Annotated in this window: 20 protein-coding genes and 1 riboswitch; of the genes, 14 read left to right on the forward strand and 6 right to left on the reverse strand. The window is 57.2% G+C overall.

From position 1 onward, the window contains the following. Window positions 1–174 precede the first annotated feature (174 nt). Window positions 175–1,119 (reverse strand): transcriptional regulator LeuO, encoded by a 945-nt coding sequence (leuO, locus tag HBA26_RS01185; protein ID WP_041911249.1) that lies wholly within the window; start codon window positions 1,117–1,119, stop codon window positions 175–177. Window positions 1,120–1,906: 787 nt separating this feature from the next. On the opposite strand from leuO, the gene leuA reads away from it, so the two are divergent. Genes leuA through leuD form a run of 4 tightly spaced genes read left to right on the forward strand, consistent with a single transcriptional unit; the run spans window position 1,907 to window position 6,588 of the window. Next, on the forward strand, window positions 1,907–3,478 hold the full coding sequence (gene leuA, locus HBA26_RS01195) for a 2-isopropylmalate synthase (protein WP_028015499.1): 1,572 nt from the start codon (window positions 1,907–1,909) through the stop codon (window positions 3,476–3,478). Continuing rightward, a complete protein-coding gene (gene leuB / locus HBA26_RS01200; RefSeq protein WP_014882533.1) occupies window positions 3,478–4,569 on the forward strand; it encodes a 3-isopropylmalate dehydrogenase in 1,092 nt (363 codons plus the stop codon). Before leuA ends, leuB begins: the two co-directional genes overlap by 1 nt. Window positions 4,570–4,571: 2 nt before the next feature. Then, window positions 4,572–5,972, forward strand: coding sequence for a 3-isopropylmalate dehydratase large subunit (gene leuC / locus HBA26_RS01205; RefSeq protein WP_126345443.1), 1,401 nt, complete (start codon window positions 4,572–4,574; stop codon window positions 5,970–5,972). 10 nt (window positions 5,973–5,982) lie between these two features. Then, a complete protein-coding gene (gene leuD / locus HBA26_RS01210; protein ID WP_028015497.1) occupies window positions 5,983–6,588 on the forward strand; it encodes a 3-isopropylmalate dehydratase small subunit in 606 nt (201 codons plus the stop codon). Window positions 6,589–6,680: 92 nt separating this feature from the next. Here leuD and HBA26_RS01215 read toward each other — a convergent pair whose 3' ends face one another. From HBA26_RS01215 to sgrT, 3 genes are all read right to left on the reverse strand, one after another. Beyond that, window positions 6,681–6,833: a Hok/Gef family protein gene (locus tag HBA26_RS01215; RefSeq protein WP_010427008.1), complete on the reverse strand. Its 153-nt coding sequence runs from the start codon at window positions 6,831–6,833 to the stop codon at window positions 6,681–6,683. 216 nt (window positions 6,834–7,049) lie between these two features. After that, the gene (locus HBA26_RS01220) at window positions 7,050–8,228 is read right to left on the reverse strand and encodes a sugar efflux transporter (protein ID WP_126345442.1); all 1,179 of its coding nucleotides are present in this window, start codon (window positions 8,226–8,228) and stop codon (window positions 7,050–7,052) included. A 120-nt stretch (window positions 8,229–8,348) separates the two neighbouring features. Then, window positions 8,349–8,501 (reverse strand): glucose uptake inhibitor SgrT, encoded by a 153-nt coding sequence (gene sgrT, locus HBA26_RS01225; RefSeq protein WP_032644974.1) that lies wholly within the window; start codon window positions 8,499–8,501, stop codon window positions 8,349–8,351. 88 nt (window positions 8,502–8,589) lie between these two features. Between sgrT and sgrR the strand changes: the two genes are divergently transcribed. From sgrR to thiQ, 4 genes are all read left to right on the forward strand, one after another. Next, window positions 8,590–10,245 carry an HTH-type transcriptional regulator SgrR gene (sgrR, locus tag HBA26_RS01230; RefSeq protein WP_063438137.1) on the forward strand — a complete coding sequence of 552 codons (1,656 nt, stop codon included), beginning with the start codon at window positions 8,590–8,592 and terminating at the stop codon, window positions 10,243–10,245. Between the two features lie 36 nt (window positions 10,246–10,281). Continuing rightward, window positions 10,282–10,382, forward strand: a riboswitch (TPP riboswitch). A gap of 31 nt (window positions 10,383–10,413) precedes the next feature. Next, a complete protein-coding gene (thiB, locus tag HBA26_RS01235; protein WP_047363449.1) occupies window positions 10,414–11,397 on the forward strand; it encodes a thiamine ABC transporter substrate binding subunit in 984 nt (327 codons plus the stop codon). Next, a complete protein-coding gene (thiP, locus tag HBA26_RS01240) occupies window positions 11,373–12,983 on the forward strand; it encodes a thiamine/thiamine pyrophosphate ABC transporter permease ThiP (protein WP_063438139.1) in 1,611 nt (536 codons plus the stop codon). Before thiB ends, thiP begins: the two co-directional genes overlap by 25 nt. Continuing rightward, window positions 12,967–13,668 (forward strand): thiamine ABC transporter ATP-binding protein ThiQ, encoded by a 702-nt coding sequence (thiQ, locus tag HBA26_RS01245; RefSeq protein WP_045631146.1) that lies wholly within the window; start codon window positions 12,967–12,969, stop codon window positions 13,666–13,668. Before thiP ends, thiQ begins: the two co-directional genes overlap by 17 nt. Window positions 13,669–13,711: 43 nt before the next feature. On the opposite strand, the gene HBA26_RS01250 is transcribed toward thiQ, so the two are convergent. Both HBA26_RS01250 and araC read right to left on the reverse strand, forming a co-directional pair. Next, window positions 13,712–14,479 (reverse strand): DedA family protein, encoded by a 768-nt coding sequence (locus HBA26_RS01250; RefSeq protein WP_045259445.1) that lies wholly within the window; start codon window positions 14,477–14,479, stop codon window positions 13,712–13,714. Window positions 14,480–14,597: 118 nt separating this feature from the next. Then, complete coding sequence (araC, locus tag HBA26_RS01255; protein WP_028015490.1) at window positions 14,598–15,443, reverse strand: arabinose operon transcriptional regulator AraC; 846 nt, start codon at window positions 15,441–15,443, stop codon at window positions 14,598–14,600. A 335-nt stretch (window positions 15,444–15,778) separates the two neighbouring features. Between araC and araB the strand changes: the two genes are divergently transcribed. The 6 genes from araB to rluA all read left to right on the forward strand — a co-directional run bounded on the left by araB (window position 15,779) and on the right by rluA (window position 25,882). Continuing rightward, window positions 15,779–17,488, forward strand: a complete 1,710-nt coding sequence (gene araB / locus HBA26_RS01260; protein ID WP_126345441.1) for a ribulokinase — start codon at window positions 15,779–15,781, stop codon at window positions 17,486–17,488. A 10-nt stretch (window positions 17,489–17,498) separates the two neighbouring features. Then, window positions 17,499–19,001, forward strand: a complete 1,503-nt coding sequence (gene araA, locus HBA26_RS01265; RefSeq protein WP_041911255.1) for an L-arabinose isomerase — start codon at window positions 17,499–17,501, stop codon at window positions 18,999–19,001. Between the two features lie 47 nt (window positions 19,002–19,048). Further along, the gene (gene araD, locus HBA26_RS01270) at window positions 19,049–19,744 is read left to right on the forward strand and encodes an L-ribulose-5-phosphate 4-epimerase (protein ID WP_028015487.1); all 696 of its coding nucleotides are present in this window, start codon (window positions 19,049–19,051) and stop codon (window positions 19,742–19,744) included. Window positions 19,745–19,817: 73 nt separating this feature from the next. Then, window positions 19,818–22,175, forward strand: coding sequence for a DNA polymerase II (gene polB / locus HBA26_RS01275; RefSeq protein WP_166720741.1), 2,358 nt, complete (start codon window positions 19,818–19,820; stop codon window positions 22,173–22,175). A 128-nt stretch (window positions 22,176–22,303) separates the two neighbouring features. Then, window positions 22,304–25,210: an RNA polymerase-associated protein RapA gene (gene rapA / locus HBA26_RS01280; protein ID WP_126345439.1), complete on the forward strand. Its 2,907-nt coding sequence runs from the start codon at window positions 22,304–22,306 to the stop codon at window positions 25,208–25,210. Window positions 25,211–25,222: 12 nt separating this feature from the next. After that, entirely contained in the window at window positions 25,223–25,882 is a 660-nt protein-coding gene (rluA, locus tag HBA26_RS01285) for a bifunctional tRNA pseudouridine(32) synthase/23S rRNA pseudouridine(746) synthase RluA (RefSeq protein ID WP_028015484.1), read from the forward strand. The last annotated feature ends 2 nt before the right edge of the window (window positions 25,883–25,884 follow it).

A 25,884-nucleotide genomic window follows, 5' to 3' on the forward strand; every position in this document is an offset into this window, starting at 1 on the left:
TGAAATTAGGGGATGAGATGATAAATCATCGCTGAAAAGCGCGGCGATGTAGAAAATCATCTATTTTTACGGGCCTGGCAGCCGCCAGATAAAATACGCAACAGAACAAAATATTAATAAAAGAAACAAAACCAGGATAAATCACATGCAAAGATGCAATTTATCCTGACTCGATTACCGACGGCAGATGCTAATAAGTAGCTCTTCCATCCACTGATGTCCTTTATCCCGTCCAGCAGCTTCATGCCAGGAGAGATAGCAGGTGCGGCTATTTAGCTTGAGCGGCAGAGGCAAAATTTGCAGATTTAACGCGCCAGAGAACTCTTCTGCCAGCCAGCGTGGGGCAATTGCCACCAGCTGCGTCTGGGAAACGACGTTTAACACGCTGACCATGGCCATCCCCTGATAAGCCACGCTCGCCTGTTTCTCCGCAGTGTCGTACCAGGGCAGGCTAAAGGAGGCATATCTGTCGAGCGCAACAACGGCATGCTGTTCGCTATAAACGTCACTTTCTCGTAACGGCGCATTCAGTCGTGGATGTTTTTTGCTGGCAACCAGCACCATTTCATCTTTAAACAGCGGTACACAGGAAAATTCAGGACGGCGGAATTCTTCATAACCCAGGACGAATTCGATTTCCTGGTAACGTAACTGGTGTTCGGTGTTTTGATTTAAGGACGATTTAAAGACGAGATTAATATTAGGTGCGATCTCTTCAACTTTATTATAAATAATTGATGTCAGATAATTATCTAATGGACTGCAGACGCAGAGATGGAATACTCGCTCACTGCTTAAGGGTTCAAAGCCCGAGCCCGGCAGCTCATTTTGCACCAGCTGCAGCGCCTGGCGGATGGAGCCGAAAAGCTGGAAAGCCCGCGCTGTAGGCTGGATCCCTCTTCCATAACGAACAAACAATTCGTCGTTGAACATAACCTTAAGCCTGGCAACGGCATTACTTACGGCAGGCTGTGACATCCCCAGGGCTTGTGCCGCACGCGTGATATTCTGCTCCTGCATGACAGCATCAAACACCGTCAGTAGATTAAGATCCACCGTGCGTAACTGTGGTTTAATTCCATCAGTAATCTGTGGTTGTTTAATATTATTTTCTGGCACTTCTGACTCCACTGTCACGCTACACTCCCTTCGCCAACGCACTGTAATAATTTCGAAAAATATGATTTACCATGCAGATACGACCAGCGAAAGAAAATTGTTTAAAAATCGGAATATATAAAGATTATCTAATAATGCTATAATACAAAACGGCACAAAGGATATGCTTAACTTTAGTGTTTGAATGAAACCATAAACCAAATCAATATACAATAACCATCCAGTTAAGGATGACTTAAGTATAATTAAACTGTTATCGACATTGAGCAGAATTAAGTTAACAATCTGTTATCAATGATTCTATTTGAAGGGAGAAAAAGCTCTCTCAAAAAAAGATAACTCGATGATAGTAAAACGGTTTAAAGAGAAAGCATTTGTGAGGACTGCGTCACCTGAAAAATACCCGTTATGTTTATTCGTTTCTGCAAATGTTTTTTAAGTCCAAAAATAGACAATTAGTTAAGTTAAAAATCAAAAACCCAGCACAATAAGCTAAACAACACACCCTCTCTGTTTAGCCTTCTGGGGCCGTTTTTACCATCAGGGGTTGACATGCACAGCGGTATCCAGTACCACTAAAAGCATATTGAATTTAACGGAGCACGATTCATGACACGCACCATTCGTTTCATCGGTCTACTACTACTAAACGCATCCACTGTGCGCGGTAGACTGGCGGGCGAAATTCAGCGTTGAATCGTCACCAGTAAGACTAAAAACCCGCGCCACTGCGCGGGTTTTTTTATGCTCGTAGCAAGGCGCCCTAAGACTGACAAGGACCTAACCCATGAGCCAGCAAGTCATTATTTTCGATACTACTTTACGTGACGGTGAACAGGCATTACAGGCAAGCCTGAGTGTAAAAGAAAAACTGCAGATTGCGCTGGCTCTCGAGCGTATGGGCGTCGACGTGATGGAGGTTGGTTTCCCCGTCTCCTCTCCGGGTGATTTTGAATCCGTACAGACTATCGCCCGCACCATTAAAAACAGCCGCGTGTGCGGTCTGGCGCGCTGCGTAGAGAAAGACATCGACGTTGCGGCTGAGTCGCTGAAGGTGGCCGAAGCCTTCCGTATTCATACCTTTATTGCAACCTCACCAATGCACATCGCAACCAAGTTGCGCAGCACGCTGGATGAGGTCATTGAACGCGCGGTATACATGGTTAAGCGCGCACGCAACTACACCGATGACGTTGAATTCTCCTGTGAAGATGCGGGCCGTACGCCGATTGAAGACCTGGCGCGCGTAGTCGAAGCCGCCATCAACGCGGGCGCTAAAACCATCAACATCCCGGACACCGTCGGCTATACCATGCCGTTTGAGTTCTCCAACATCATTACCGGCCTGTATGAGCGCGTACCTAACATTGATAAAGCAATCATCTCAGTACATACCCATGATGATTTGGGCCTGGCCGTAGGCAATGCCATCGCTGCGGTGCACGCCGGTGCACGTCAGGTAGAAGGTGCAATGAACGGTATCGGTGAACGCGCGGGCAACTGTTCACTGGAAGAAGTGATCATGGCGATCAAGGTGCGCAAAGACATCATGAACGTGCACACCCGCATCAATCACAACGAAATCTGGCGTACCAGCCAGACCGTCAGCCAGATTTGCAACATGCCGATCCCGGCTAACAAGGCGATTGTTGGAACCGGCGCGTTCGCCCACTCCTCCGGTATTCACCAGGACGGCGTGCTGAAAAACCGTGAAAACTACGAAATCATGACTCCGGAATCCATCGGCCTGAACCAGGTTCAGCTGAACCTGACCTCCCGTTCCGGTCGTGCGGCAGTGAAACACCGGATGGAAGAGATGGGCTATCAGGACAGCGATTACAACATGGATCAGCTGTACGACGCGTTCCTGAAGCTGGCCGACAAGAAAGGCCAGGTATTCGATTACGACCTGGAAGCGCTGGCCTTCATCAACAAACAGCAGGAAGAGCCAGAGCACTTCCGTCTGGACTATTTCAACGTGCAATCCGGCTCCAGCGACATCGCTACCGCCTCGGTCAAGCTGGCCTGCGGTGATGAAATCAAAGCGGAAGCCGCCAACGGTAACGGCCCTGTGGATGCCATCTATCAGGCGATCAACCGCGTTACCGAGTACGACGTAGAGCTGGTGAAATACGACCTGACGGCGAAAGGGCACGGTAAAGACGCGCTGGGTCAGGTGGATATCGTCGTCAACTATAATGGCCGCCGTTTCCACGGTGTGGGCCTGGCGACAGATATTGTCGAATCCTCCGCGAAAGCGATGGTGCACGTCCTGAACAACATCTGGCGCGCCGCTGAAGTCGAAAAAGAGTTGCAACGCAAAGCTCAGAATAAAGAGAACAACAAGGAAACCGTGTAATGTCCAAGAACTACCATATTGCTGTGTTGCCGGGTGACGGTATTGGTCCGGAAGTGATGGCACAGGCGCTGAAAGTACTGGAAGCCGTTCGCTCGCGTTTTGCGATGAAAATTACCACCAGCCACTACGACGTGGGCGGTATTGCGATTGATAACCACGGAACGCCATTGCCGAAAGCCACCGTTGAAGGCTGCGAAAATGCCGATGCCGTGCTGTTTGGATCCGTCGGTGGCCCAAAATGGGAACACCTGCCGCCAGCAGAGCAGCCAGAGCGCGGCGCGCTGCTGCCGCTGCGTAAACATTTTAAGCTGTTCAGTAACCTGCGTCCGGCTAAGCTGTATCAGGGGCTGGAAGAGTTTTGTCCGCTGCGCGCGGATATCGCGGCCAACGGTTTCGACATCCTGTGCGTGCGTGAGCTGACGGGCGGGATCTACTTCGGTCAGCCAAAAGGTCGCGAAGGCAGCGGTCAGCACGAGAAAGCGTTTGATACCGAGGTGTACCACCGTTTCGAAATTGAACGTATCGCCCATATCGCCTTTGAATCTGCACGCAAGCGCCGCCATAAGGTGACCTCTATTGATAAAGCGAACGTGCTGCAGTCGTCCATTTTGTGGCGCGAGATCGTCAGTGAAGTCGCTAAGCAGTACCCGGACGTTGAGCTGTCGCATATGTACATCGACAACGCGACCATGCAGCTGATTAAGGATCCGTCCCAGTTTGACGTGCTGCTCTGCTCCAACCTGTTCGGCGATATTTTGTCTGACGAGTGCGCGATGATCACCGGCTCTATGGGCATGCTGCCATCCGCCAGCCTGAATGAAGAAGGCTTTGGCCTGTACGAACCGGCGGGCGGTTCCGCGCCGGATATCGCAGGCAAGAACATTGCGAACCCGATTGCGCAGATCCTCTCCCTGGCCCTGCTGCTGCGCTACAGCCTCGATGCAGGCGACGCAGCAACCGCAATTGAAAACGCCATTAACCGGGCGTTAGAAGAAGGCGTCCGTACCGGTGACTTAGCGCGCGGCACGGCAGCAGTCAGTACTGATGAAATGGGCGACATCATTGCCCGCTATGTCGCTGAAGGGGTGTAATCATGGCCAAGACGTTATATGAAAAATTGTTTGATGCGCACGTTGTCTACGAGGCGCCAAACGAAACCCCGCTGCTGTACATTGACCGCCACCTGGTGCACGAAGTGACCTCTCCGCAGGCCTTCGACGGCCTGCGCGCGCACAAGCGTCCGGTGCGCCAGCCGGGTAAAACCTTTGCCACGATGGATCACAACGTCTCCACCCAGACCAAAGACATCAATGCTTCCGGCGAGATGGCGCGCATCCAGATGCAGGAGCTGATCAAGAACTGCAACGAATTTGGCGTGGAGCTGTACGATCTGAACCACCCGTATCAGGGCATCGTCCACGTGATGGGACCTGAGCAGGGTATTACGCTGCCGGGCATGACCATCGTCTGCGGCGACTCCCATACCGCGACCCACGGCGCGTTTGGCGCGCTGGCGTTCGGCATCGGCACATCGGAAGTTGAGCACGTTATGGCGACGCAGACTCTGAAACAGGGCCGCGCCAAAACCATGAAGATTGAGGTGAAGGGCAAAGCCGCGCCGGGTATCACCGCGAAAGATATCGTGCTGGCGATTATCGGCAAAACCGGCAGCGCAGGCGGTACCGGTCACGTGGTGGAATTCTGCGGTGAAGCCATTCAGGCGCTGAGCATGGAAGGCCGTATGACCCTGTGCAACATGGCGATTGAGATGGGTGCTAAAGCAGGCCTGGTCGCACCGGACGAAACCACCTTCAACTATGTGAAAGGCCGTCTGCACGCGCCGAAAGGTCAGGATTTTGACGACGCGGTCGCGTACTGGAAAACCCTGAAAACTGACGACGGTGCCAACTTTGATACCGTTGTCACGCTGCAGGCGGAAGAGATTGCGCCGCAAGTCACCTGGGGTACCAATCCTGGCCAGGTCATCTCCGTCAACGACAGCATTCCTGACCCGGCTTCCTTCGCCGATCCGGTCGAACGCGCCAGTGCGGAAAAAGCGCTGGCCTATATGGGGCTGAAACCCGGCGTACCGCTGACCGAGGTGAACATTGATAAGGTGTTCATCGGCTCCTGCACCAACTCCCGTATCGAGGACTTACGCGCGGCGGCAGAGATTGCCAAAGGCCGCAAAGTGGCGCCGGGCGTGCAGGCGCTGGTGGTTCCTGGCTCCGGTCCGGTGAAAGCCCAGGCGGAAGCGGAAGGACTGGATAAGATCTTTATCGAAGCAGGCTTCGAATGGCGTCTGCCGGGCTGCTCAATGTGTCTGGCGATGAACAACGACCGTCTGAATCCGGGCGAGCGCTGCGCCTCCACCAGCAACCGTAATTTTGAAGGCCGTCAGGGCCGGGGTGGACGCACTCACCTGGTCAGCCCGGCAATGGCCGCCGCTGCGGCAGTCACCGGCCATTTCGCCGATATTCGCAGCCTGAAATAAGGAGACAATCATGGCAGAGAAATTTACCCAACATACGGGCCGTGTTGTCCCGCTGGACGCCGCTAACGTCGATACGGACGCGATCATTCCGAAGCAGTTTTTGCAGAAAGTGACCCGCACTGGTTTTGGCGCACACTTGTTCAACGACTGGCGTTTTCTGGACGACAAAGGCGAAGTGCCAAACCCGGAGTTCGTCCTGAACTTCCCGGAATACAAAGGTGCATCCATTCTTCTGGCGCGGGAAAACTTCGGCTGCGGCTCCTCGCGTGAGCATGCGCCCTGGGCGCTGACCGACTACGGCTTTAAGGTGGTTATCGCCCCGAGCTTCGCGGATATCTTCTACGGCAACAGCTTCAACAACCAGTTGCTGCCGGTGACGCTGAGCGACGAGCAGGTCGATGAACTGTTCGCGCTGGTTAAGGCAAATCCAGGGATGGCATTTGAGGTGGATCTGGAAGCGGAAGTGGTGAAAGCCGGGGATAAGACCTACAGCTTCAGCATTGATGCCTTCCGTCGCCACTGTATGTTGAACGGTCTGGACAGCATTGGCCTGACGCTCCAGCACGAGGACGCCATCTCAGCGTACGAGAAAAAACAGCCTGCGTTTATGGGCTAAAGGCAATGGCCCGCAGGGCGCGGGCCATTGATAAGGGTGCGTTGAGGCTCAACCACTCTGGAGAGGCGGGGACACTTCCCCCGCCAATACCGCTAACGTTTCGCTTCGTAAGCCAACACTGCCGCCAGCTCTGTTTTCTCCTGTCTGAAGTGCAACTCACACAGCGAATCACGCACCATCCAGGTGAAGATCAATAGCGTCGTACAGATCAGAAACAAACCTAACAGCAGAGTACGTTTTGGCATTCCAGCCTCCTTATTGCTTTTCGGCAATGAAGAGACTAACCTCGCAATGATCGTTGTGAAGTTTGTCTCCCCATCAGTTTTTTGATGTGGGACTCTCCACTGTTTGCCTCTTGCGAAAGCCTGAGGCAAACAGCCTCAAGCACCCGTCACGCACTCTATGCGCCTTCTCTGTATCTGTCAGAAAATCGTTTCATTTCGTGAAGCCGCCTTCCAGAATCAAACATCCTTGACCCGGCAGGTCAGCCCAAGCGTTACCACCGAAATCGCCGCAATCATCCAGTAAACCGAGGCATGACCATAACTTTGCGCCAGCGCGCCCTGAATCACTCCCGCCAGAATAACGCCCGTCGAAATACTGTTGGTAAAAAGCGTAGTCGCAGAGCCGGCGCGGCCGGGCATGAGATCCTGGAACCAGAGCATGCCGATCCCGGCAACGATGCCAATGAACACGGCATTAAACAGCTGCAGCGCCAGCAACGCTTCACGCGAATGGAAAAGGAGCAGCCCCGCGTAGAACAGCACCCCAGCCGCCACGGCAACGATCATCATCCGACGCTTTCCGAAGCGCTTAACGTAATACCCCGCCAGAATCATCGCCGGAATTTCCAGCCCGGCGGCGGTCCCCATTAAGATCCCCGCAAGCTTGTCCGGTAGGTCTAGATCGCTGCTGATCCACAGCGGCATATCAATAATGTACATGGTGTTGCAGGTCCACATCAGCGTGGAGGCGATAAACAGCATCCGCACGTTTTTATCCTGCCAGCCGCTCACCTGAGTGATGGGCTTATCCGTCGTCTGCTCAACCCGGGCGACAGACGGCAGCGCAAAGGCAATCAGAGCCAGGCTGATAATAAAAATGCCTGCCGCGATAGAAAACATGACCGTAAAGCCATAGTTCAGCGCCAGCATGAAGGCCAGCGGCGGGCCGATGACCCACGCCAGCGAGAGCTGTGCGCGCATCACCGAGCTGAACATCACCACCTCTCGCGCCGAGCTGTCGGCGTATTCACGGGCCAGCGCGAACAGCTGCGGCATGGCGGTGTTCGCCAGAGAGGCCAGCAGCACGCCGCAGGTGATGAGCGTCAGGTAATGACGGTTAAAGGCAAAAAGCAGCGCGTTGCCCACGGCCATGGCGCAGCAAAAGAGGATCAGCCTGCGGCGATCGCCCTGGCTGTCGGATCGTTTCGCCAGCCCCAGGCTAACGAGGATCCCGGCAATTGCGTTAACGGTATAAAACAGGCCCACCCAAAACGGCTGCGCCCCCACCTCACGGCTGAGAAACAGACTCAGCGTCGGCGCCTGTAGCGCACCGGCCACGCCCATCATGAAGGCCACCAGCATAAAAGCGGCGTACACGCCATTCAGGCGGCGCCCCATCGTCATCAACCACAGCATGCGCAAGTCCTTGTGAAAGCGAATCGAAATTGGGTGAAAGAATAAACGAAAAAAGCCAGCAAAAACATTTTGCTGGCGGGTGATAAACACCAATACTCAGTCACACATGATCGAGGCGAGTTAGCGAGAAGAGGTCGGTTTCGTAACGTCCCACTGCATCAGATCTTCCAGGATTCTCAGCCGGTGCTCTGCACACTGGCGGGCCAGCCAGGACACTCCCTTTGTCGCTGAAAAGTACTGCTGATAAAACTGACGTGCGGTAGACCTCTTCATAATTTACCTCCTCACTTCATCGGGAAGCATTATTGGCTTAATATAGGGATTAATAAATTGCTGATTTTTTGTCAGGAGTTCCTCTTTTATGCCATCCGGTCGACTGCAACAACAATTCATTCGCCTGTGGCAGTGTTGCGAGGGTCAATCGCAGGAGACCACGCTTAACGAGCTGGCAGAACTCCTCAACTGCTCTCGCCGCCATATGCGCACGTTACTCAACACCATGCAGCAGCAGGGCTGGCTAAGCTGGGAGGCCGAGGCGGGACGCGGCAAGCGCTCACGCTTGACCTTCCTGTATACCGGCCTGGCGCTGCAGCAGCAGCGGGCGGAGGATCTGCTGGAGCAGGACCGTATCGATCAGCTGGTACAGCTGGTGGGCGACAAAGCCGCCGTGCGCCAGATGCTGGTCTCACACCTGGGACGCAGCTTTCGCCAGGGACGCCACATTCTGCGGGTGCTTTACTATCGTCCGATGAAAAATCTGTTGCCCGGTACGGCATTGCGACGTTCTGAAACCCACATGGCCCGGCAGATATTCAGCGGTCTGACGAAAATAAATGAGGAAAACGGGGAACTGGAAGCGGATATAGCGCACCACTGGCAGCAGATTTCCCCTCTGCACTGGCGTTTCTTTTTACGCCCGGGCATTCACTTCCACCATGGCCGCGAGCTGGAGATGCGTGACGTTATCGCCTCTTTAGAGCGCGCCCGCACGCTGCCGCTCTATTCGCATATCACGCGGATCCACTCCCCAACGGCCTGGACGCTGGATATTGAGCTGTCCCAGCCAGACAACTGGCTGCCGTGGCTTCTGGGCTACGTGCCCTCGATGATCCTGCCTGCCGAGTGGCGATCCCTGAACAATTTTTCCAGCCAGCCGATCGGTACAGGCCCCTACTCCGTTACGCGCAATAACAGCAATCAGCTGAAGATCCGCGCCTTTGATGACTATTTTGGCTATCGGGCACTGATCGACGAAGTGAACGTCTGGGTGTTACCGGACCTCAACGAAGAGCTGAGCGCAGGCCTCACCCTGGAGGGGCCCACAACCAGCGAAAAGGCGTTCGAGAGTCGCCTGGAGGAGGGCTGCTACTATCTTCTTTTTGACAGCCGCAGCCACCGCGGAGCAAACCACGACGTCCGCAAGTGGATCAGCCATATTCTGGCCCCGGCTAACCTGATTTATCACGCTGAAGAACAATACCAGACCTGGTGGTTTCCGGCCTATGGCCTGCTTCCGCGCTGGCACCATGCTCAGCCGGTGCGCAGTGAAAAACCCGCCGGGCTGGAGACCATCACCCTCAGCTACTATCGCGATCACATTGAGCACCGGTTTATCGCGAGGATCATGAGTAAACTGCTGGCGGCCGAAGGCGTGACGCTGGCGATACAGGAAGTCGATTATGATGAATGGCACCGCGGGGATGTCGTCAGCGATATCTGGCTCAACAGCGCGAACTTTACGCTGCCGCTTGATTTCTCGCTCTTTTCACACCTGTATGAAGTGCCTCTTATTCAGCACTGCATCAGCCGGGACTGGCAGCAGGACGCCGCGAAGTGGCGGGCAGGAGAGATGGATCTGGCCGCGTGGTGCCAGGAACTCCTGACCGGGCAGACGATCGTACCGTTGATCCACCACTGGCTGCTGATCCAGGGGCAGCGCAGCATGCGCGGCCTGCGGATGAACACCCTGGGCTGGTTTGATTTTAAATCAGCCTGGTTTGCGCCGCCGGAGCCATAACGCTTTCGTAATATTCACCAAATCATTACAATAGCGCCGTTCTCAACGGGGTGCTGCATCACAGATGTGCGCTGAGATAATACCCGTCGAACCTGATCCGGATAACGCCGGCGAAGGGATTTGAGGCTGTTTCTCAAAATCCTTTGCCACTCAACCCTGAGGTGCAAAGTGTTAAAAAACGTTCTTCCTCTGCTGGCGCTGGTTGCGCTGCCTGTTTTTGCTAAGCCTGTTCTGACGGTCTATACCTACGACTCCTTCTCCGCCGACTGGGGCCCCGGCCCGGTGGTTAAAAAAGCCTTTGAAGCCGACTGCAACTGCGAGCTGAAGTTCGTGGCGCTGGAAGATGGCGTGTCGCTGCTTAACCGCCTGCGCATGGAAGGGAAAAACAGCAAGGCCGACGTGGTGCTCGGGCTGGATAACAACCTGCTGGAAGCCGCCACTCAAACTAAACTGTTTGCCAAAAGCGGCGTAGCGGCAGATGCCGTCAACGTGCCGGGCGGCTGGAAAAACGACACCTTCGTTCCTTTCGATTACGGCTACTTTGCGTTCGTCTACGATAAAAACAAGCTGAAGAACCCGCCGAAGAGCCTGAAAGAGCTGGTCGAAAGCGACCAGAAATGGCGCGTGATATACGAAGATCCGCGCACCAGCACGCCGGGTCTGGGCCTGCTGCTGTGGATGCAGAAAGTCTACGGAGACAAAACGCCGGAGGCGTGGCAAAAGCTGGCTGCGAAAACCGTTACGGTCACTAAAGGCTGGAGCGAAGCCTATGGCCTGTTCCTGAAAGGCGAAAGCGATCTGGTGCTGAGCTACACCACCTCTCCGGCCTATCATATTATTGCCGAGAAGAAAGACAACTACGCGGCTGCGAATTTCGCTGAAGGTCACTACCTGCAGGTTGAAGTGGCTGCCCGCACCGCCGCCAGCAAACAGCCGGAACTGGCCGAGAAGTTCCTGAAATTTATGGTCTCCCCGGCATTCCAGAACGCCATTCCGACGGGCAACTGGATGTACCCGGTTACCGACGCGACGCTGCCGGCAGGCTTTGAGCAGCTGAACAAACCGCAGACCGCGCTGGAATTTACGCCGCAGCAGGTTGCCGCGCAGCGCGCCGCATGGATAAGCGAATGGCAACGCGCCGTCAGCCGCTGATCCCCGGCTGGTTAGTTCCCGGACTGATTGCCGCCATACTGATGGTGGTCGTCAGTCTGGGAGCGTTTCTGGCGCTGTGGTTTAACGCGCCAGAGAGCGATCTTCCCGCGCTCTGGCACGATAGCTATCTCTGGCACGTCATCCGTTTCTCCTTCTGGCAGGCGTTTCTTTCCGCGCTGCTGTCAGTCATCCCGGCCATTTTCCTTGCGCGCGCCCTCTATCGCAGACGTTTCCCCGGCAGGCTGGCCCTGCTGCGCCTGTGCGCCATGACGCTGATCCTGCCCGTACTGGTGGCCGTTTTTGGTATTCTGAGCGTATACGGTCGCCAGGGCTGGCTGGCCTCGCTCTTCGCGTCTTTAGGCCTGGAATGGACCTTCTCCCCTTACGGCCTGAAGGGCATCCTGCTGGCACACATTTTCTTCAATATGCCGATGGCGACGCGCCTCTTTTTGCAGGCGCTGGAGAACATACCCGGCGAGCAGCGCCAGATTGCCGCCCAGCTTGGCATGCGCGGATGGTCATTCTTCCGCTTTGTCGAATGGCCGTGGCTGCGACGTCAGATTGCCCCGGTGGCCGCGCTGATCTTTATGCTCTGTTTCGCCAGCTTTGCGACCGTGCTTTCTCTCGGCGGCGGCCCGCAGGCCACCACCATTGAGCTGGCGATCTATCAGGCATTAAGTTACGACTACGATCCGGGGCGCGCCGCGTTGCTGGCGATCGTACAGATGGTGTGCTGCCTGGCGCTGGTGTTACTCAGCCAGCGGCTGAGCAAAGCGATCCCCGCAGGAAGCAATAATCTTTCTGGCTGGCGCGATCCGCAGGACAGCCTGCACAGCCGCATCTCGGACGTGATGCTGATCGCGCTGGCGCTCCTGCTTCTGCTGCCGCCGCTGCTGGCCGTGATCGCCGATGGCCTCAACAGGAATGTGGTATCGGTACTTCAACAGCCGGTCCTGTGGCAATCCACATGGACCTCATTGCGTATCGCGCTGGCAGCCGGGCTAATCTGCGTGACGCTGACCATGATGCTGCTCTGGAGCAGCCGCGAGCTGTACGCGCGACATGCCCGTAAAGCCGGACACGCGCTGGAACTGACGGGCATGCTGATCCTGGCGATGCCGGGCATTGTGCTGGCGACCGGCTTCTTTTTACTGTTTAACAGCACCATCGGCCTGCCGGAAAGCGCCGACGGCATCGTCATTTTTACCAACGCCTTAATGGCCATACCGTACGCGCTGAAGGTGCTGGAAAACCCGATGCGGGATGTTAACAGCCGGTACAGCGCCCTGTGCCAGTCCCTTGGCATTATGGGCTGGCGGCGGCTGAAAGTGGTCGAACTACGCGCCCTGAAGCGACCGCTCGCCCAGGCGATGGCCTTCGCCTGCGTGCTGTCGATTGGGGATTTTGGCGTGGTGGCCCTCTTTGGCAACGAGGATTTCCGCACGCTGCCGTTCTGGCTTTATCAGCAAATTGGCTCCTACCGCAGCCAGGACGGTGCCGTCACGGCGCTGCTCCTGTTACTGCTGTGCTTTGCCTTATTTACCGTTATCGAAAAACTTCCGGGGCGTGATGTTAAAACTGACTGATGTAACCTGGCTTTACCAGCACCTGCCAATGCGTTTTACCCTCTCCGTTCGTCAGGGAGAGCGAATTGCGGTGCTTGGCCCAAGCGGGGCCGGTAAAAGTACCCTGCTCAATTTGATTGCCGGTTTTTTGCAGCCTGTCAGCGGGTCGATAGTCATTGATAATGGCGAGTATACCTACGCTCCGCCGGCTAAGCGCCCGGTGTCGATGCTGTTTCAGGAAAACAATCTGTTTAATCACCTTACGGTGTGGCAGAACATCGCGCTGGGAATCGATCCGGGGTTAAAACTCAATGCTGCGCAGCGTCAGAAGCTGGAGGCGATTGCCGAACAAATGGGCCTGTCCGCGTTGATTTCCAGACTGCCCGGTGAGCTTTCCGGCGGCCAGCGTCAGCGCGTGGCGCTGGCACGTTGTCTGGTGCGCGAACAGCCGCTGCTGCTGCTCGATGAACCCTTCTCGGCACTCGACCCGGCCCTGCGCCAGGAGATGCTCTCGCTGGTGGAAGAGGTTTGCCAGCGCCAGCAGATCACGATGCTGATGGTTTCGCACAGCATTGAAGATGCCGCACGCATTGCGCCGCGATCGGTAGTGATCGCGGAGGGACGGATTTTTTGGGATGGAGAAACAGAAGAACTTCTGAGTGGTAACGCGGGGGCGTCTTCATTGTTGGGCATTCGTGCGGTCTGACGCCCTCACCCTGGCCCTCTCCCACGGGGAGAGGGAAAACACCTTAACGGCTCACCACCTTCAGCAGGATCTCGCCGTACACCGGCATCAGCGGATGACGAATCAGCGCGACCAGCGCCACCACCGCCACGCCCAGCGTCAGCGGGGCCAGCCATAGCAGGCGCGCGCGCGGGAGATAGCGCGTCAGGCGATCGACGCTGGCTTTCGCGCTGCGCCATAGCCGCCAGCAAAGCCAGGCCGCCAGCCACAGCAGTACCGCCGTTCCCAGCAGCAGCCACTTGAACTCACCGCTTTGCATACCGTCAGGGATATCAATGGCCGCACCCGCGAGGATCCCCGGCAGGAAGTAAAACGGCGGCCAGAATACGCAGCCGATAATGTTCGGCACCACGAATTTTGCGACGGGCAGATCCAGCATCCCCGCCACCATCGGCACCAGCGGACGCGTTGGCCCGACAAAGCGGCCTACCAGAATGGTGAACATGCTGTGCTGGTGCAGCGCATGTTCGGTTTTATCCAGCAGCGCTTTGTTCTTTTTCATGAACGACCAGCGGTGCAGCGGCTTCTTAAAGCGCCAGCCCAGCCAGAAGGAGATCCAGTCCCCCAGCAGGCAGCCGATAATCCCGGCCAGCCACGCCTGCCAGAAATTGACCTCACCGCTGCCGATAAGCGCCCCAAGCCCCGCCATCATCACGGTGCCAGGCAGGATCAGCCCAACCAGCGCCAGCGATTCCAGAAACGCCACCAGCGCCACAGCGATAAGCGAGTACATAACGGACTGGGTAATAAAGTGTTCCAGCAATGCCTGCATAACTATTCCGGTCAGAAAACGAATCAGCGATTCTGCTTAGCGCCCCGCACCGCGTCAAGGCATCAATTGTCTGAATAGTTTACAGGATGCTCCTGAAGTTCACCTGAATGTTTACCGTTTATTCACATCCCGCGCGGAATTCACTGGGACTGGCGCCGGTGCACTTCTTAAACACGCGAGAGAAATAGAGCTGATCTTCAAAGCCCACGTTGCGTCCGACGGTCGCGATAGGCATCCGGGTGGTGCTGAGCAATAGCTTTGCCTGGCTGATGCGCTGATCCTCACGCCAGCTCAGCACGCTCACGCCAAGCTGCTGGCGGAACAGGTGTGACAGGCGGGACGGCGAAAGACAGACGTGCTGGGCAACGCTGGCGATATCAAACTGGCTGTCGGCCAGATGGTCGCTGATGTACTGGCAGGCGTCGCGGACGCGGTTATCCAACGGCGGGTTAAGCGACTCGTTGATCGCCTCCATGCGGCGCAGCAGCACCTGCTCAAGCAGGTTGATCGCCAGCAGTTCGGCATAGCGCCCGCCCGCCTGCCCCGCCTCAATAATTTGTGCGAACAGTTCACGAAACTGCGCCAGATGCGCCTCATCCGGACGATAAAAACCGGTTTGCGCGAAAATAGCCGGCCATGAGAGCCACTCCTGCCAGTAGGCGCGCGGGCGGAAATAGACCCACTGGTGATACCACTCTTTGGCGTCCGGGTGACGCCCGTAGTGGTGGATCTCCCCCGGCGGGAACAGCAGCATATCGCCCGGGCGGCAAACAAACTGCCGATCGCCGTTTTTGATCACCCCTTCCCCGCGTACGGTCAGGTTCAGAATATACCCTTTCATGCCGAGCGGCCGGTCGACGTAAAAATCGAGATACCCCTCGGCCTCAATTGGCGTCAGCCCCGCCACCAGATGGGCGTTAAATGAGTATCCCGGCAGCAGGGGATCGTTTTGCGGTTCGGCCATAGATTCAGTTCTCCCAAGGGTCCTGAAGGAAACCATTTGTCCATATCGTTAAAAGCAGTATAAAAATGGCCTGCGAAAAGATCCAAAAAGCATCACGCCTCTTTTACGTCCGCCATGTTTCAGCCTTTTCCCCTGATTTTTCTGCCGGCACGGGCAGAGAAGCAGTAACAAAAGTGTCTATAAGTGCGGCAGAAATGTCCACATTGAATATTTGCACGGCGTCACACTTTCCGTCGTAACAGCAATTTAGTCCATAAGATTAGCGGATCCTGCCTGACGATTTTTATCCCCAGTCTCTAATGTTCTTCCATACCTGTTTCGGATGGAGCAACACCATGGCAATTGCAATTGGCCTCGATTTTGGCAGCGACTCGGTTCGCGCGCTGGCAGTGGACTGTACGACTGGCCAGGAGATAGCAACCAGCGTTGAGTGGTATCCGCGCTGGCAAGAGGGGCGCTACTGCGACGCGCCAAACAACCAGTTCCGTCACCACCCGCGCGATTACATTGAATCGATGGAAGCGGCGATCAAAACCGTGCTGGCTGAACTGACTGACGCCCAGCGGGCCGACGTCGTGGGGATTGGTGTCGACAGCACCGGTTCAACGCCAGCCCCGGTGGACGCTGAAGGCCGCGTGCTGGCGCTGCGCCCGGAGTTTGCCGACAACCCGAACGCCATGTTCGTGCTTTGGAAAGACCATACTGCCGTGGAAGAGGCGGAAGCCATCACCCGCTTATGCCATCAGCCGGGCAAAACCGACTACTCGCGATACATCGGCGGCATCTACTCCAGCGAATGGTTCTGGGCCAAAATCCTGCACGTTACCCGCGCGGACGCTTCGGTCGCCCAGGCCGCGGCATCCTGGATTGAGCTGTGCGACTGGGTTCCCGCCCTGCTCTCCGGCACCACTCGCCCGCAGGATATCCGCCGCGGCCGCTGCAGCGCCGGGCATAAATCCCTGTGGCATGAAGGCTGGGGCGGTCTTCCTCCGGCAGCGTTCTTCGATGAACTTGACCCGATCATCAACAAAAATCTGAAATACCCGCTCTTTACCGACACCTTCACCGCCGATATTCCGGTCGGCACGCTCTGCGAAGAGTGGGCGACGCGTCTCGGCCTGCCGCAAAGCGTGACCATTTCCGGCGGCGCGTTCGATTGCCACATGGGTGCCGTGGGTGCGGGTGCGCAGCCTAACACGCTGGTGAAAGTGATCGGCACCTCTACCTGCGACATCCTGACGGCAGATAAAGCCAGCGTCGGCGACCGCGCGGTGAAAGGGATCTGCGGCCAGGTTGACGGCAGCGTGGTGCCAGATTTTATCGGCCTCGAAGCCGGTCAGTCCGCGTTTGGCGATATCTACGCCTGGTTTGGCCGGGTGCTGGGCTGGCCGCTGGATCGGCTGGCGGAAACGCACCCTGAACTGAAAACCCAGATTACCGCGAGCAAAAAACAGCTCCTGCCGCAGCTCACCGAAGCCTGGGCAAAAAATCCGTCCCTCGACCACCTGCCGGTGGTGCTGGACTGGTTTAACGGTCGCCGCACGCCGTTTGCCAACCAGCGCCTGAAGGGGGTGATTACCGATCTCAACCTGGCGACCGATGCCCCGGCGCTGTTCGGCGGTCTGATTGCCGCCACCGCGTTCGGCGCGCGCGCCATTATGGAGTGCTTCACCGAACAGGGCATCGACGTGAACAACGTGATGGCGCTGGGCGGTATCGCCCGTAAAAACCCAGTGATTATGCAGGCCTGCTGCGACGTGCTGAACCGTCCGCTGCAGATTGTGGCCTCCGATCAGTGCTGCGCGCTGGGCGCCGCGATTTTCGCTGCCGTGGCCGCAGGCGTTCATGCGGATATCCCGACCGCGCAGCAGCACATGGCAAGCGCCGTCGAAAACACGCTCCAGCCGCGTGTCCAGCAGGCACAACGCTTTGAACAGCTTTATCAGCGCTACCAGCAATGGGCAAAAAGCGCCGAGCTTCACTATCTCCCTGTCGCCGCCCCGGCCAAAAGCACCGCGGACACTACGGCAACCCTGACCCATTAAGGACACGATGATGACCATTTTTAATAATTATGAAGTGTGGTTTGTGATTGGCAGCCAGCATCTGTACGGACCGGAAGCGCTGCAGCAGGTAACGAAACACGCGGAGCACGTGGTTAACGCGCTGAACGCGGAAGCCAAACTGCCGTGCAAACTGGTGCTGAAGCCGCTGGGTACGACGCCGGACGAAATCACCAATATCTGCCGTGACGCCAACTACGACGACAAATGCGCCGGCCTGGTCGTGTGGCTGCACACCTTCTCACCGGCCAAAATGTGGATCAACGGCCTGGCAATCCTCAACAAACCGCTGCTGCAGTTCCACACCCAGTTCAATGCCTCCCTGCCGTGGGACAGCATCGACATGGACTTCATGAACCTGAACCAGACCGCGCACGGCGGCCGCGAGTTCGGCTTCATCGGCGCGCGCATGCGCCAGCAGCACGCTGTGGTCACCGGCCACTGGCAGGACGGCAAGGCGCAACAACGCATTGGCTCCTGGATGCGTCAGGCGGTCTCTAAGCAGGATACCCGTCACCTGAAAGTGGTGCGTTTCGGCGACAACATGCGTGAAGTGGCGGTGACCGACGGTGACAAAGTGGCCGCGCAGATCAAGTTCGGCTTCTCCGTGAATACCTGGGCGGTGGGCGACCTGGTGCAGGTGGTGAATGAAATCAGCGACGGCGACGTGAGCGCGCTGGTGGACGAGTACGAGAGCAGCTATCGCCTGACGCCTGCTGCACAAATCAACGGCGACAAGCGCCAGAACGTGCTGGATGCCGCGCGCATTGAGCTGGGCATGAAGCGTTTTCTGGAACAGGGCGGCTTCCATGCTTTTACTACCACTTTTGAAGACCTCCACGGGCTGAAACAGCTGCCGGGCCTGGCCGTACAACGTCTGATGCAGCAGGGCTACGGCTTTGCGGGTGAAGGCGACTGGAAAACTGCCGCTCTGCTTCGCATCATGAAGGTGATGTCGACCGGTCTGCAGGGCGGCACCTCCTTTATGGAGGACTACACCTACCACTTCGAGAACGGCAACGATCTGGTGCTCGGTTCGCACATGCTGGAAGTGTGTCCCTCCATCGCGGTTGAAGAGAAACCGATCCTTGACGTGCAGTACCTCGGCATCGGCGGCAAAGCGGATCCGGCCCGTCTGATCTTCAACACCCGTACCGGTCCGGCCATCAACGCCAGCCTGATCGACCTCGGCGACCGCTTCCGCCTGCTGGTGAACTGCGTCGATGCGGTTGAAACCCCGCACTCTCTGCCGAAGCTGCCGGTCGCCAATGCCCTGTGGAAAGCGCAGCCGGACCTGCCAACCGCGTCAGAGGCGTGGATCCTGGCGGGTGGCGCGCACCACACCGTCTTCAGCCACGCGCTGGACCTGAACGATATGCGCCAGTTTGCCGAGCTGCACGATATCGAGCTGACCGTGATTGATAACGACACCCGTCTGCCAGCCTTTAAAGATGCGCTGCGCTGGAACGAAGTCTATTACGGTTCAAAACGCTAAGTACGTAATGCCCGGTGGCGCTGCGCTCGCCGGGCAGGGAGACAACGATGTTAGAAGATCTCAAACGTCAGGTACTTGAAGCCAACCTGGCGCTGCCAAAACATAACCTGGTGACCCTGACCTGGGGCAACGTCAGCGCCGTTGACCGGGAAAAAGGGGTATTCGTGATCAAGCCTTCGGGCGTGGATTACACGGTGATGACCGCAGAGGATATGGTCGTGGTCAGCATCGAAACGGGTGAAGTGGTGGAAGGTAACAAAAAACCGTCGTCCGATACGCCCACCCACCGTCTGCTGTATCAGTCCTTCCCGACTATCGGCGGCATCGTGCATACCCATTCGCGTCACGCGACCATCTGGGCGCAGGCGGGCCAGTCCATTCCGGCCACCGGCACCACCCACGCGGACTACTTTTACGGCACCATTCCCTGCACGCGTCTGATGACCGATGCGGAGATTAACGGTGAGTACGAATGGGAAACCGGGAACGTGATCGTCGAAACCTTTGAAAAACAGGGGATCGACGCGGCGCAAATGCCCGGCGTACTGGTGCATTCTCACGGCCCGTTTGCCTGGGGTAAAAACGCGCAAGACGCGGTGCATAACGCAATAGTGCTGGAGGAAATCGCCTACATGGGGATCTTCTGCCGCCAGCTGGCACCGCAGTTGCCGGATATGCAGCAAACCCTGCTGGATAAACACTACCTGCGCAAGCACGGCGCGAAGGCCTATTACGGACAATAAACTGTATATATCCCCAGCATAAAACATTCAACCAGGCTATAATCAGGCCTGGTTTTGTTTTTGGGATAACGGCGTGGCACAAGCGCAAGAAGGCTTTTTACTGACCCGACACTGGCGGGATACCCCTCAGGGCACCGAGGTTGCGTTCTGGCTGGCGACAGACAACGGCCCGCTGCACGTTACGCTTCCTCCTCAGGAGTCCGTGGCGTTTATCCCTGAAGGCCACGTCGAGAAGGTAAAGCAGCTGCTGCGCGGTGAAAACGGCTGGCGCCTCACGCCTCTTGAGCTAAAAGATTTCCATCGTCAGCCGGTGTATGGCCTTTACTGCCGCGCCCATCGCCAGCTGATGCGCTACGAAAAACTGCTGCGCGAAGCGGGCGTGACGCTCTACGAAGCGGACATTCGTCCGCCGGAACGCTTTCTGATGGAGCGGTTTATTACCGCCCCCGTCTGGGTTGACGGCGCTGAGCAAAACGGCACCCTTATCAACGCTCGCCTCAAGCCTAATCCGCATTATCGCCCCCCGCTAAAGTGGGTTTCCCTGGATATCGAAACCACCCGTCACGGCGAACTGTACTGCATCGGCCTGGAAGGCTGCGGGCAGCGGGTTGTCTATATGCTCGGGCCGCCGAACGGCGATGCGTCCGCGCTCGATTTTCAGCTTGAGTACGTCAACAGCCGACCGCAGCTGCTGGAGAAGCTTAACCAGTGGTTTGCCGAGCACGACCCGGACGTGCTGATCGGCTGGAACGTGGTGCAGTTTGACCTGCGCGTACTGCAAAAACACGCAGAGCGGTATCGCATCCCACTGATGCTCGGGCGCGGAAATACGGAGCTGGAGTGGCGTGAGCACGGCTTTAAGAACGGCGTGTTCTTTGCGCAGGCCAACGGCCGCCTGATTATCGACGGCATCGAGGCGCTGAAATCCGCGTTCTGGAATTTCTCCTCCTTCTCTCTGGAAGCGGTAGCGCAGGAATTGCTCGGTGAAGGCAAATCCATCGACAATCCGTGGGACCGCATGGACGAGATTGACCGGCGCTTCAACGAAGACAAACCGGCGCTCGCTACCTATAACCTGAAAGACTGCGAGCTGGTGACGCAGATATTCCACAAAACCGAGATCATGCCGTTCCTGCTGGAGCGTGCGACGGTAAATGGCCTCGCGGCTGACAGGCACGGCGGCTCGGTAGCCGCCTTTAGCCACCTCTATTTCCCACGAATGCACCGTGCGGGCTATGTTGCGCCCAACCTCGGGGACATACCGCCGCAGGCCAGCCCCGGCGGCTACGTGATGGACTCCCGCCCAGGACTGTATGACTCGGTTCTGGTGCTGGACTACAAAAGCCTCTACCCGTCAATTATCCGCACTTTCCTTATTGACCCGGTGGGGCTGGTGGAGGGGATGGCGCAGCCAGACGACGCGCACAGCACCGAAGGTTTTCTCGGAGCACGCTTCTCGCGCGAAAAACACTGTCTGCCGGAGATTGTGGGGAACATCTGGCACGGCCGCGACGAGGCGAAACGTCATGGCAACAAGCCGCTCTCGCAGGCCCTGAAAATTATTATGAACGCTTTCTACGGCGTGCTGGGTACCAGCGCCTGCCGCTTCTTCGATCCGCGTCTGGCGTCGTCCATCACCATGCGCGGACACGACATCATGCGTCAGACCAAAGCGCTGATTGAATCCCGGGGCTATGACGTTATCTACGGCGACACGGATTCAACCTTTGTGTGGCTTAAGGGCGCACATTCAGAAGACGACGCCTCACGAATCGGCAAAGAACTGGTGGCCTTCGTAAACGACTGGTGGCAGGAACATTTGCAAAAAGAGCGGTTAACCAGCGCATTAGAACTGGAATTTGAAACCCACTTTGCCCGCTTTTTAATGCCCACCATCCGCGGTACTGACCAGGGCAGCAAGAAGCGCTACGCCGGGCTGATCCAGGAGGGTGAAAAGCAGAGAATGGTGTTTAAGGGGCTGGAGACGGTGCGCACTGACTGGACGCCGCTGGCCCAGCAGTTCCAGAAGACGCTCTATCTGCGGATCTTCCGCAACGAGCCCTATCAGGACTACATCCGCGAAACCATCGCCAGCCTGATGGCCGGCGAGCTGGATGACCAGCTGGTGTATCGCAAGCGCCTGCGCCGCCCGCTGGCGGAGTACCAGCGCAACGTCCCGCCCCACGTGCGCGCCGCGCGCCTGGCGGACGAAGAGAATGTACGCCGTGGCCGCGCGCCACAGTATCAGAACCGGGGGACGATAAAATACGTCTGGACAACGAACGGGCCGGAGCCCGTTGATTACCAGCAGTCGCCTCTCGATTACGATCACTACCTGACCCGCCAGCTTCAGCCGGTTGCGGAGGGAATTTTACCGTTCATCGACGACGATTTTGCTACACTTGTGACAGGGCAACTTGGCCTATTTTGACGCGTGACGAAATGGCTGCCATCCAGTACCATAGCGCCCTTTCCATTCCCGGACCCATTTTTCGATGACCGTCTTTTTTGACGGGGGTCGAACTATTGCCTGCAATTAAAGATTAGAGCCGAACAACTATGCCTTTTACACTTGGTCAACGCTGGATCAGCGATACAGAAAGCGAACTTGGATTAGGAACCGTCGTTGCCGTTGATGCGCGCATGGTTACCCTCCTCTTCCCTGCTACCGGTGAAAACCGCCTGTACGCTCGCAATGACTCCCCTGTGACCCGCGTAATGTTCAATCCGGGCGACACCGTGACCAGCCACGAAGGCTGGCAGCTAAAGGTTGAAGACGTAAAAGAAGAGAATGGACTGCTCGCCTACATCGGAACGCGTCTTGATACCGACGAGACGAACGTCATCCTGCGTGAAGTGCTGCTCGACAGCAAACTGGTGTTCAGCAAGCCGCAGGACCGCCTGTTTGCCGGGCAAATCGACCGTATGGATCGCTTCTCGCTGCGCTACCGCGCGCGTAAGTTCCAGAGCGAACAGTACCGCATGCCGTGGAGTGGCCTGCGCGGCCAGCGCACCAGCCTGATCCCCCACCAGCTGAATATCGCCCATGACGTGGGCCGTCGCCATGCGCCCCGCGTGCTGCTTGCTGACGAAGTGGGCCTGGGTAAAACCATCGAAGCGGGCATGATCCTACACCAGCAGCTGCTCTCCGGCGCTGCCGAGCGCGTGCTGATTGTCGTGCCGGAAACGCTGCAACACCAGTGGCTGGTGGAGATGCTGCGCCGCTTTAACCTGCGCTTCTCCCTGTTCGACGACGAGCGCTATGCCGAAGCGCAGCACGACGCGGACAACCCGTTTGAAACCGAACAGCTGGTAATCTGCTCGCTGGATTTCGTGCGCCGCAGCAAGCAGCGTCTTGAGCATCTGTGCGATGCCGAATGGGACCTGATGGTCGTCGACGAAGCGCACCACCTGGTGTGGAGCGAAGATGCCCCAAGCCGCGAATATATGGCGATTGAACAGCTTGCCGAGCGCGTGCCCGGCGTCCTGCTGCTGACCGCAACGCCGGAGCAGCTCGGTCTGGAAAGTCACTTCGCCCGTCTGCGCCTGCTCGATCCAAACCGTTTCCACGACTTCGCTCAGTTCGTGGAAGAGCAGAACAACTACCGTCCAGTTGCGGATGCCGTCGCGCTGCTGCTGGCGGGTAAACGTCTCTCAAACGATGAACTTAACACTCTGAGCGATCTGATTGGCGAGCAGGATATCGAGCCGCTGCTGCAGGCTGCGAACAGCGACAGCGAGAATGCGGGATCCGCGCGTAAAGAGCTGATCGACATGCTGATGGACCGTCACGGCACCAGCCGCGTGCTGTTCCGCAACACCCGTAACGGCGTGAAAGGGTTCCCGAAACGCGAACTGCACACCATCAAGCTCCCGCTGCCGACGCAGTATCAGACGGCGATTAAAGTCTCCGGCATTATGGGCGCGCGCAAAACTCAGGAAGAGCGCGCGCGTGACATGCTCTACCCGGAACAGATTTATCAGGAATTTGAAGGCGATACCGGCACCTGGTGGAACTTCGACCCGCGCGTGGAGTGGCTGATGGGCTACCTGACCGCGCACCGCTCCCAGAAAGTGCTGGTGATCTGCGCCAAAGCCGCCACCGCTCTGCAGCTGGAACAGGTTCTGCGCGAGCGCGAAGGCATTCGTGCCGCCGTGTTCCACGAAGGCATGTCCATCGTCGAGCGCGACCGCGCGGCGGCGTGGTTCAGTGAAGAGGACAGCGGCGCGCAGGTGATGCTGTGCTCCGAAATCGGTTCTGAAGGGCGTAACTTCCAGTTCGCCAGCAATCTGGTGATGTTCGATCTGCCGTTCAACCCGGATCTGCTGGAGCAGCGTATCGGCCGTCTGGATCGTATCGGCCAGGCGCATGATATTCAGATCCACGTGCCGTACCTGGAAAAAACCGCTCAGTCGGTACTGGTGCGCTGGTTCCACGAAGGTCTGGATGCGTTTGAGCATACCTGCCCAACGGGCCGCACCATTTATGACCAGGTGCATGGCGATCTGATCGGTTACCTGGCCGCGCCGGAAAATACCGACGGTTTTGACGATCTGATTAAATCCTGCCGCGAGAAACATGAAGCGCTGAAGGCGCAGCTTGAACAGGGGCGCGACCGCCTGCTGGAGTTCCACTCCAACGGTGGCGAAAAAGCGCAGGCGCTTGCCGAGAGCATTGAAGAACAAGATGACGACACCAGCCTGATCGGCTTCTCCATGAACCTGTTCGACATTGTCGGGATTAACCAGGACGATCGTGGCGAGAACCTGATCGTGTTAACCCCGTCAGACCACATGCTGGTGCCCGATTTCCCGGGTCTGCCGGAAGATGGCTGTACCATCACCTTCGAGCGTGACGTGGCGCTGTCCCGCGAAGATGCTCAGTTCATCACCTGGGAACACCCGCTGATCCGCAACGGGCTGGATCTGATCCTCTCCGGAGATACCGGCAGCAGCACCATCTCCCTGTTGAAAAACAAGGCGCTGCCCGTAGGCACGCTGCTGCTGGAGCTGATCTATGTTGTGGAAGCGCAAGCGCCGAAACAGCTGCAGCTCAACCGCTTCCTGCCGCCAACGCCGGTGCGTTTGCTGCTGGATAAAAACGGTACGAACCTGGCAGGACAGGTGGAGTTCGAAAGCTTCAACCGCCAGCTGAGCGCGGTGAACCGCCATACCGGCAGCAAGCTGGTGAACGCGGTGCAGCAGGACGTGCACGCCATTCTCCAGCAGGGCGAAATCCAGATCGAAAAAGCGGCCCGAGACCTGATTGACGCCGCGCGCAATGAAGCCGACGAGAAACTGTCTGCCGAGCTGTCCCGTCTGGAAGCGTTAAAAGCGGTCAACCCGAACATCCGCGACGACGAACTGGCGGCAATTGAAAGCAACCGTCAGCAGGTGCTGGAAAGCCTGAATCAGGCGGGATGGCGTCTCGATGCCCTGCGTCTTATCGTTGTGACGCATCAGTAAACGGAGCGCAAGATGGTGATGGAGCCGTATAATCCGCCGCAGGATCCCTGGCTGGTCATTCTGTATCAGGATGAACACATCATGGTGGTCAATAAACCCAGCGGCCTGTTGTCCGTGCCGGGCCGTCTGGATGAGCACAAAGACAGCGTGATGACGCGCATTCAGCGCGATTATCCGCAGGCCGAGTCCGTCCATCGCCTGGACATGGCCACCAGCGGCGTGATTGTGGTGGCGCTGAATAAAGCGGCGGAGCGCGAGCTGAAGCGTCAGTTCCGCGAGCGCGAGCCGAAGAAGCAGTATGTTGCCCGCGTCTGGGGCCACCCGGCGCAGGCGGAAGGGCTGGTGGATTTACCGCTGATTTGCGACTGGCCGAACAGGCCAAAGCAGAAGGTGTGTTATGAAACCGGCAAGGCCGCGCAAACCGAATATGAAGTGCTGGAGTACGCACCGGATAATACTGCGCGCGTCCTGCTTAAGCCGATTACCGGACGTTCACACCAGCTGCGCGTGCATATGCTTGCGCTGGGTCACCCGATTCTGGGTGACCGCTTCTACGCCCCGCCAGAGGCCCTGGCGTTAGCGCCACGCCTGCAGCTCCATGCGCAGACGCTCACCATCACCCACCCTACTTTCGGTAACGCGATGACGTTTAAAGCCCCGGTGGACTTCTGAAA

This window comes from Enterobacter sp. 725m/11 (genome assembly GCF_011683705.1).
Lineage (GTDB): Bacteria > Pseudomonadota > Gammaproteobacteria > Enterobacterales > Enterobacteriaceae > Enterobacter > Enterobacter bugandensis.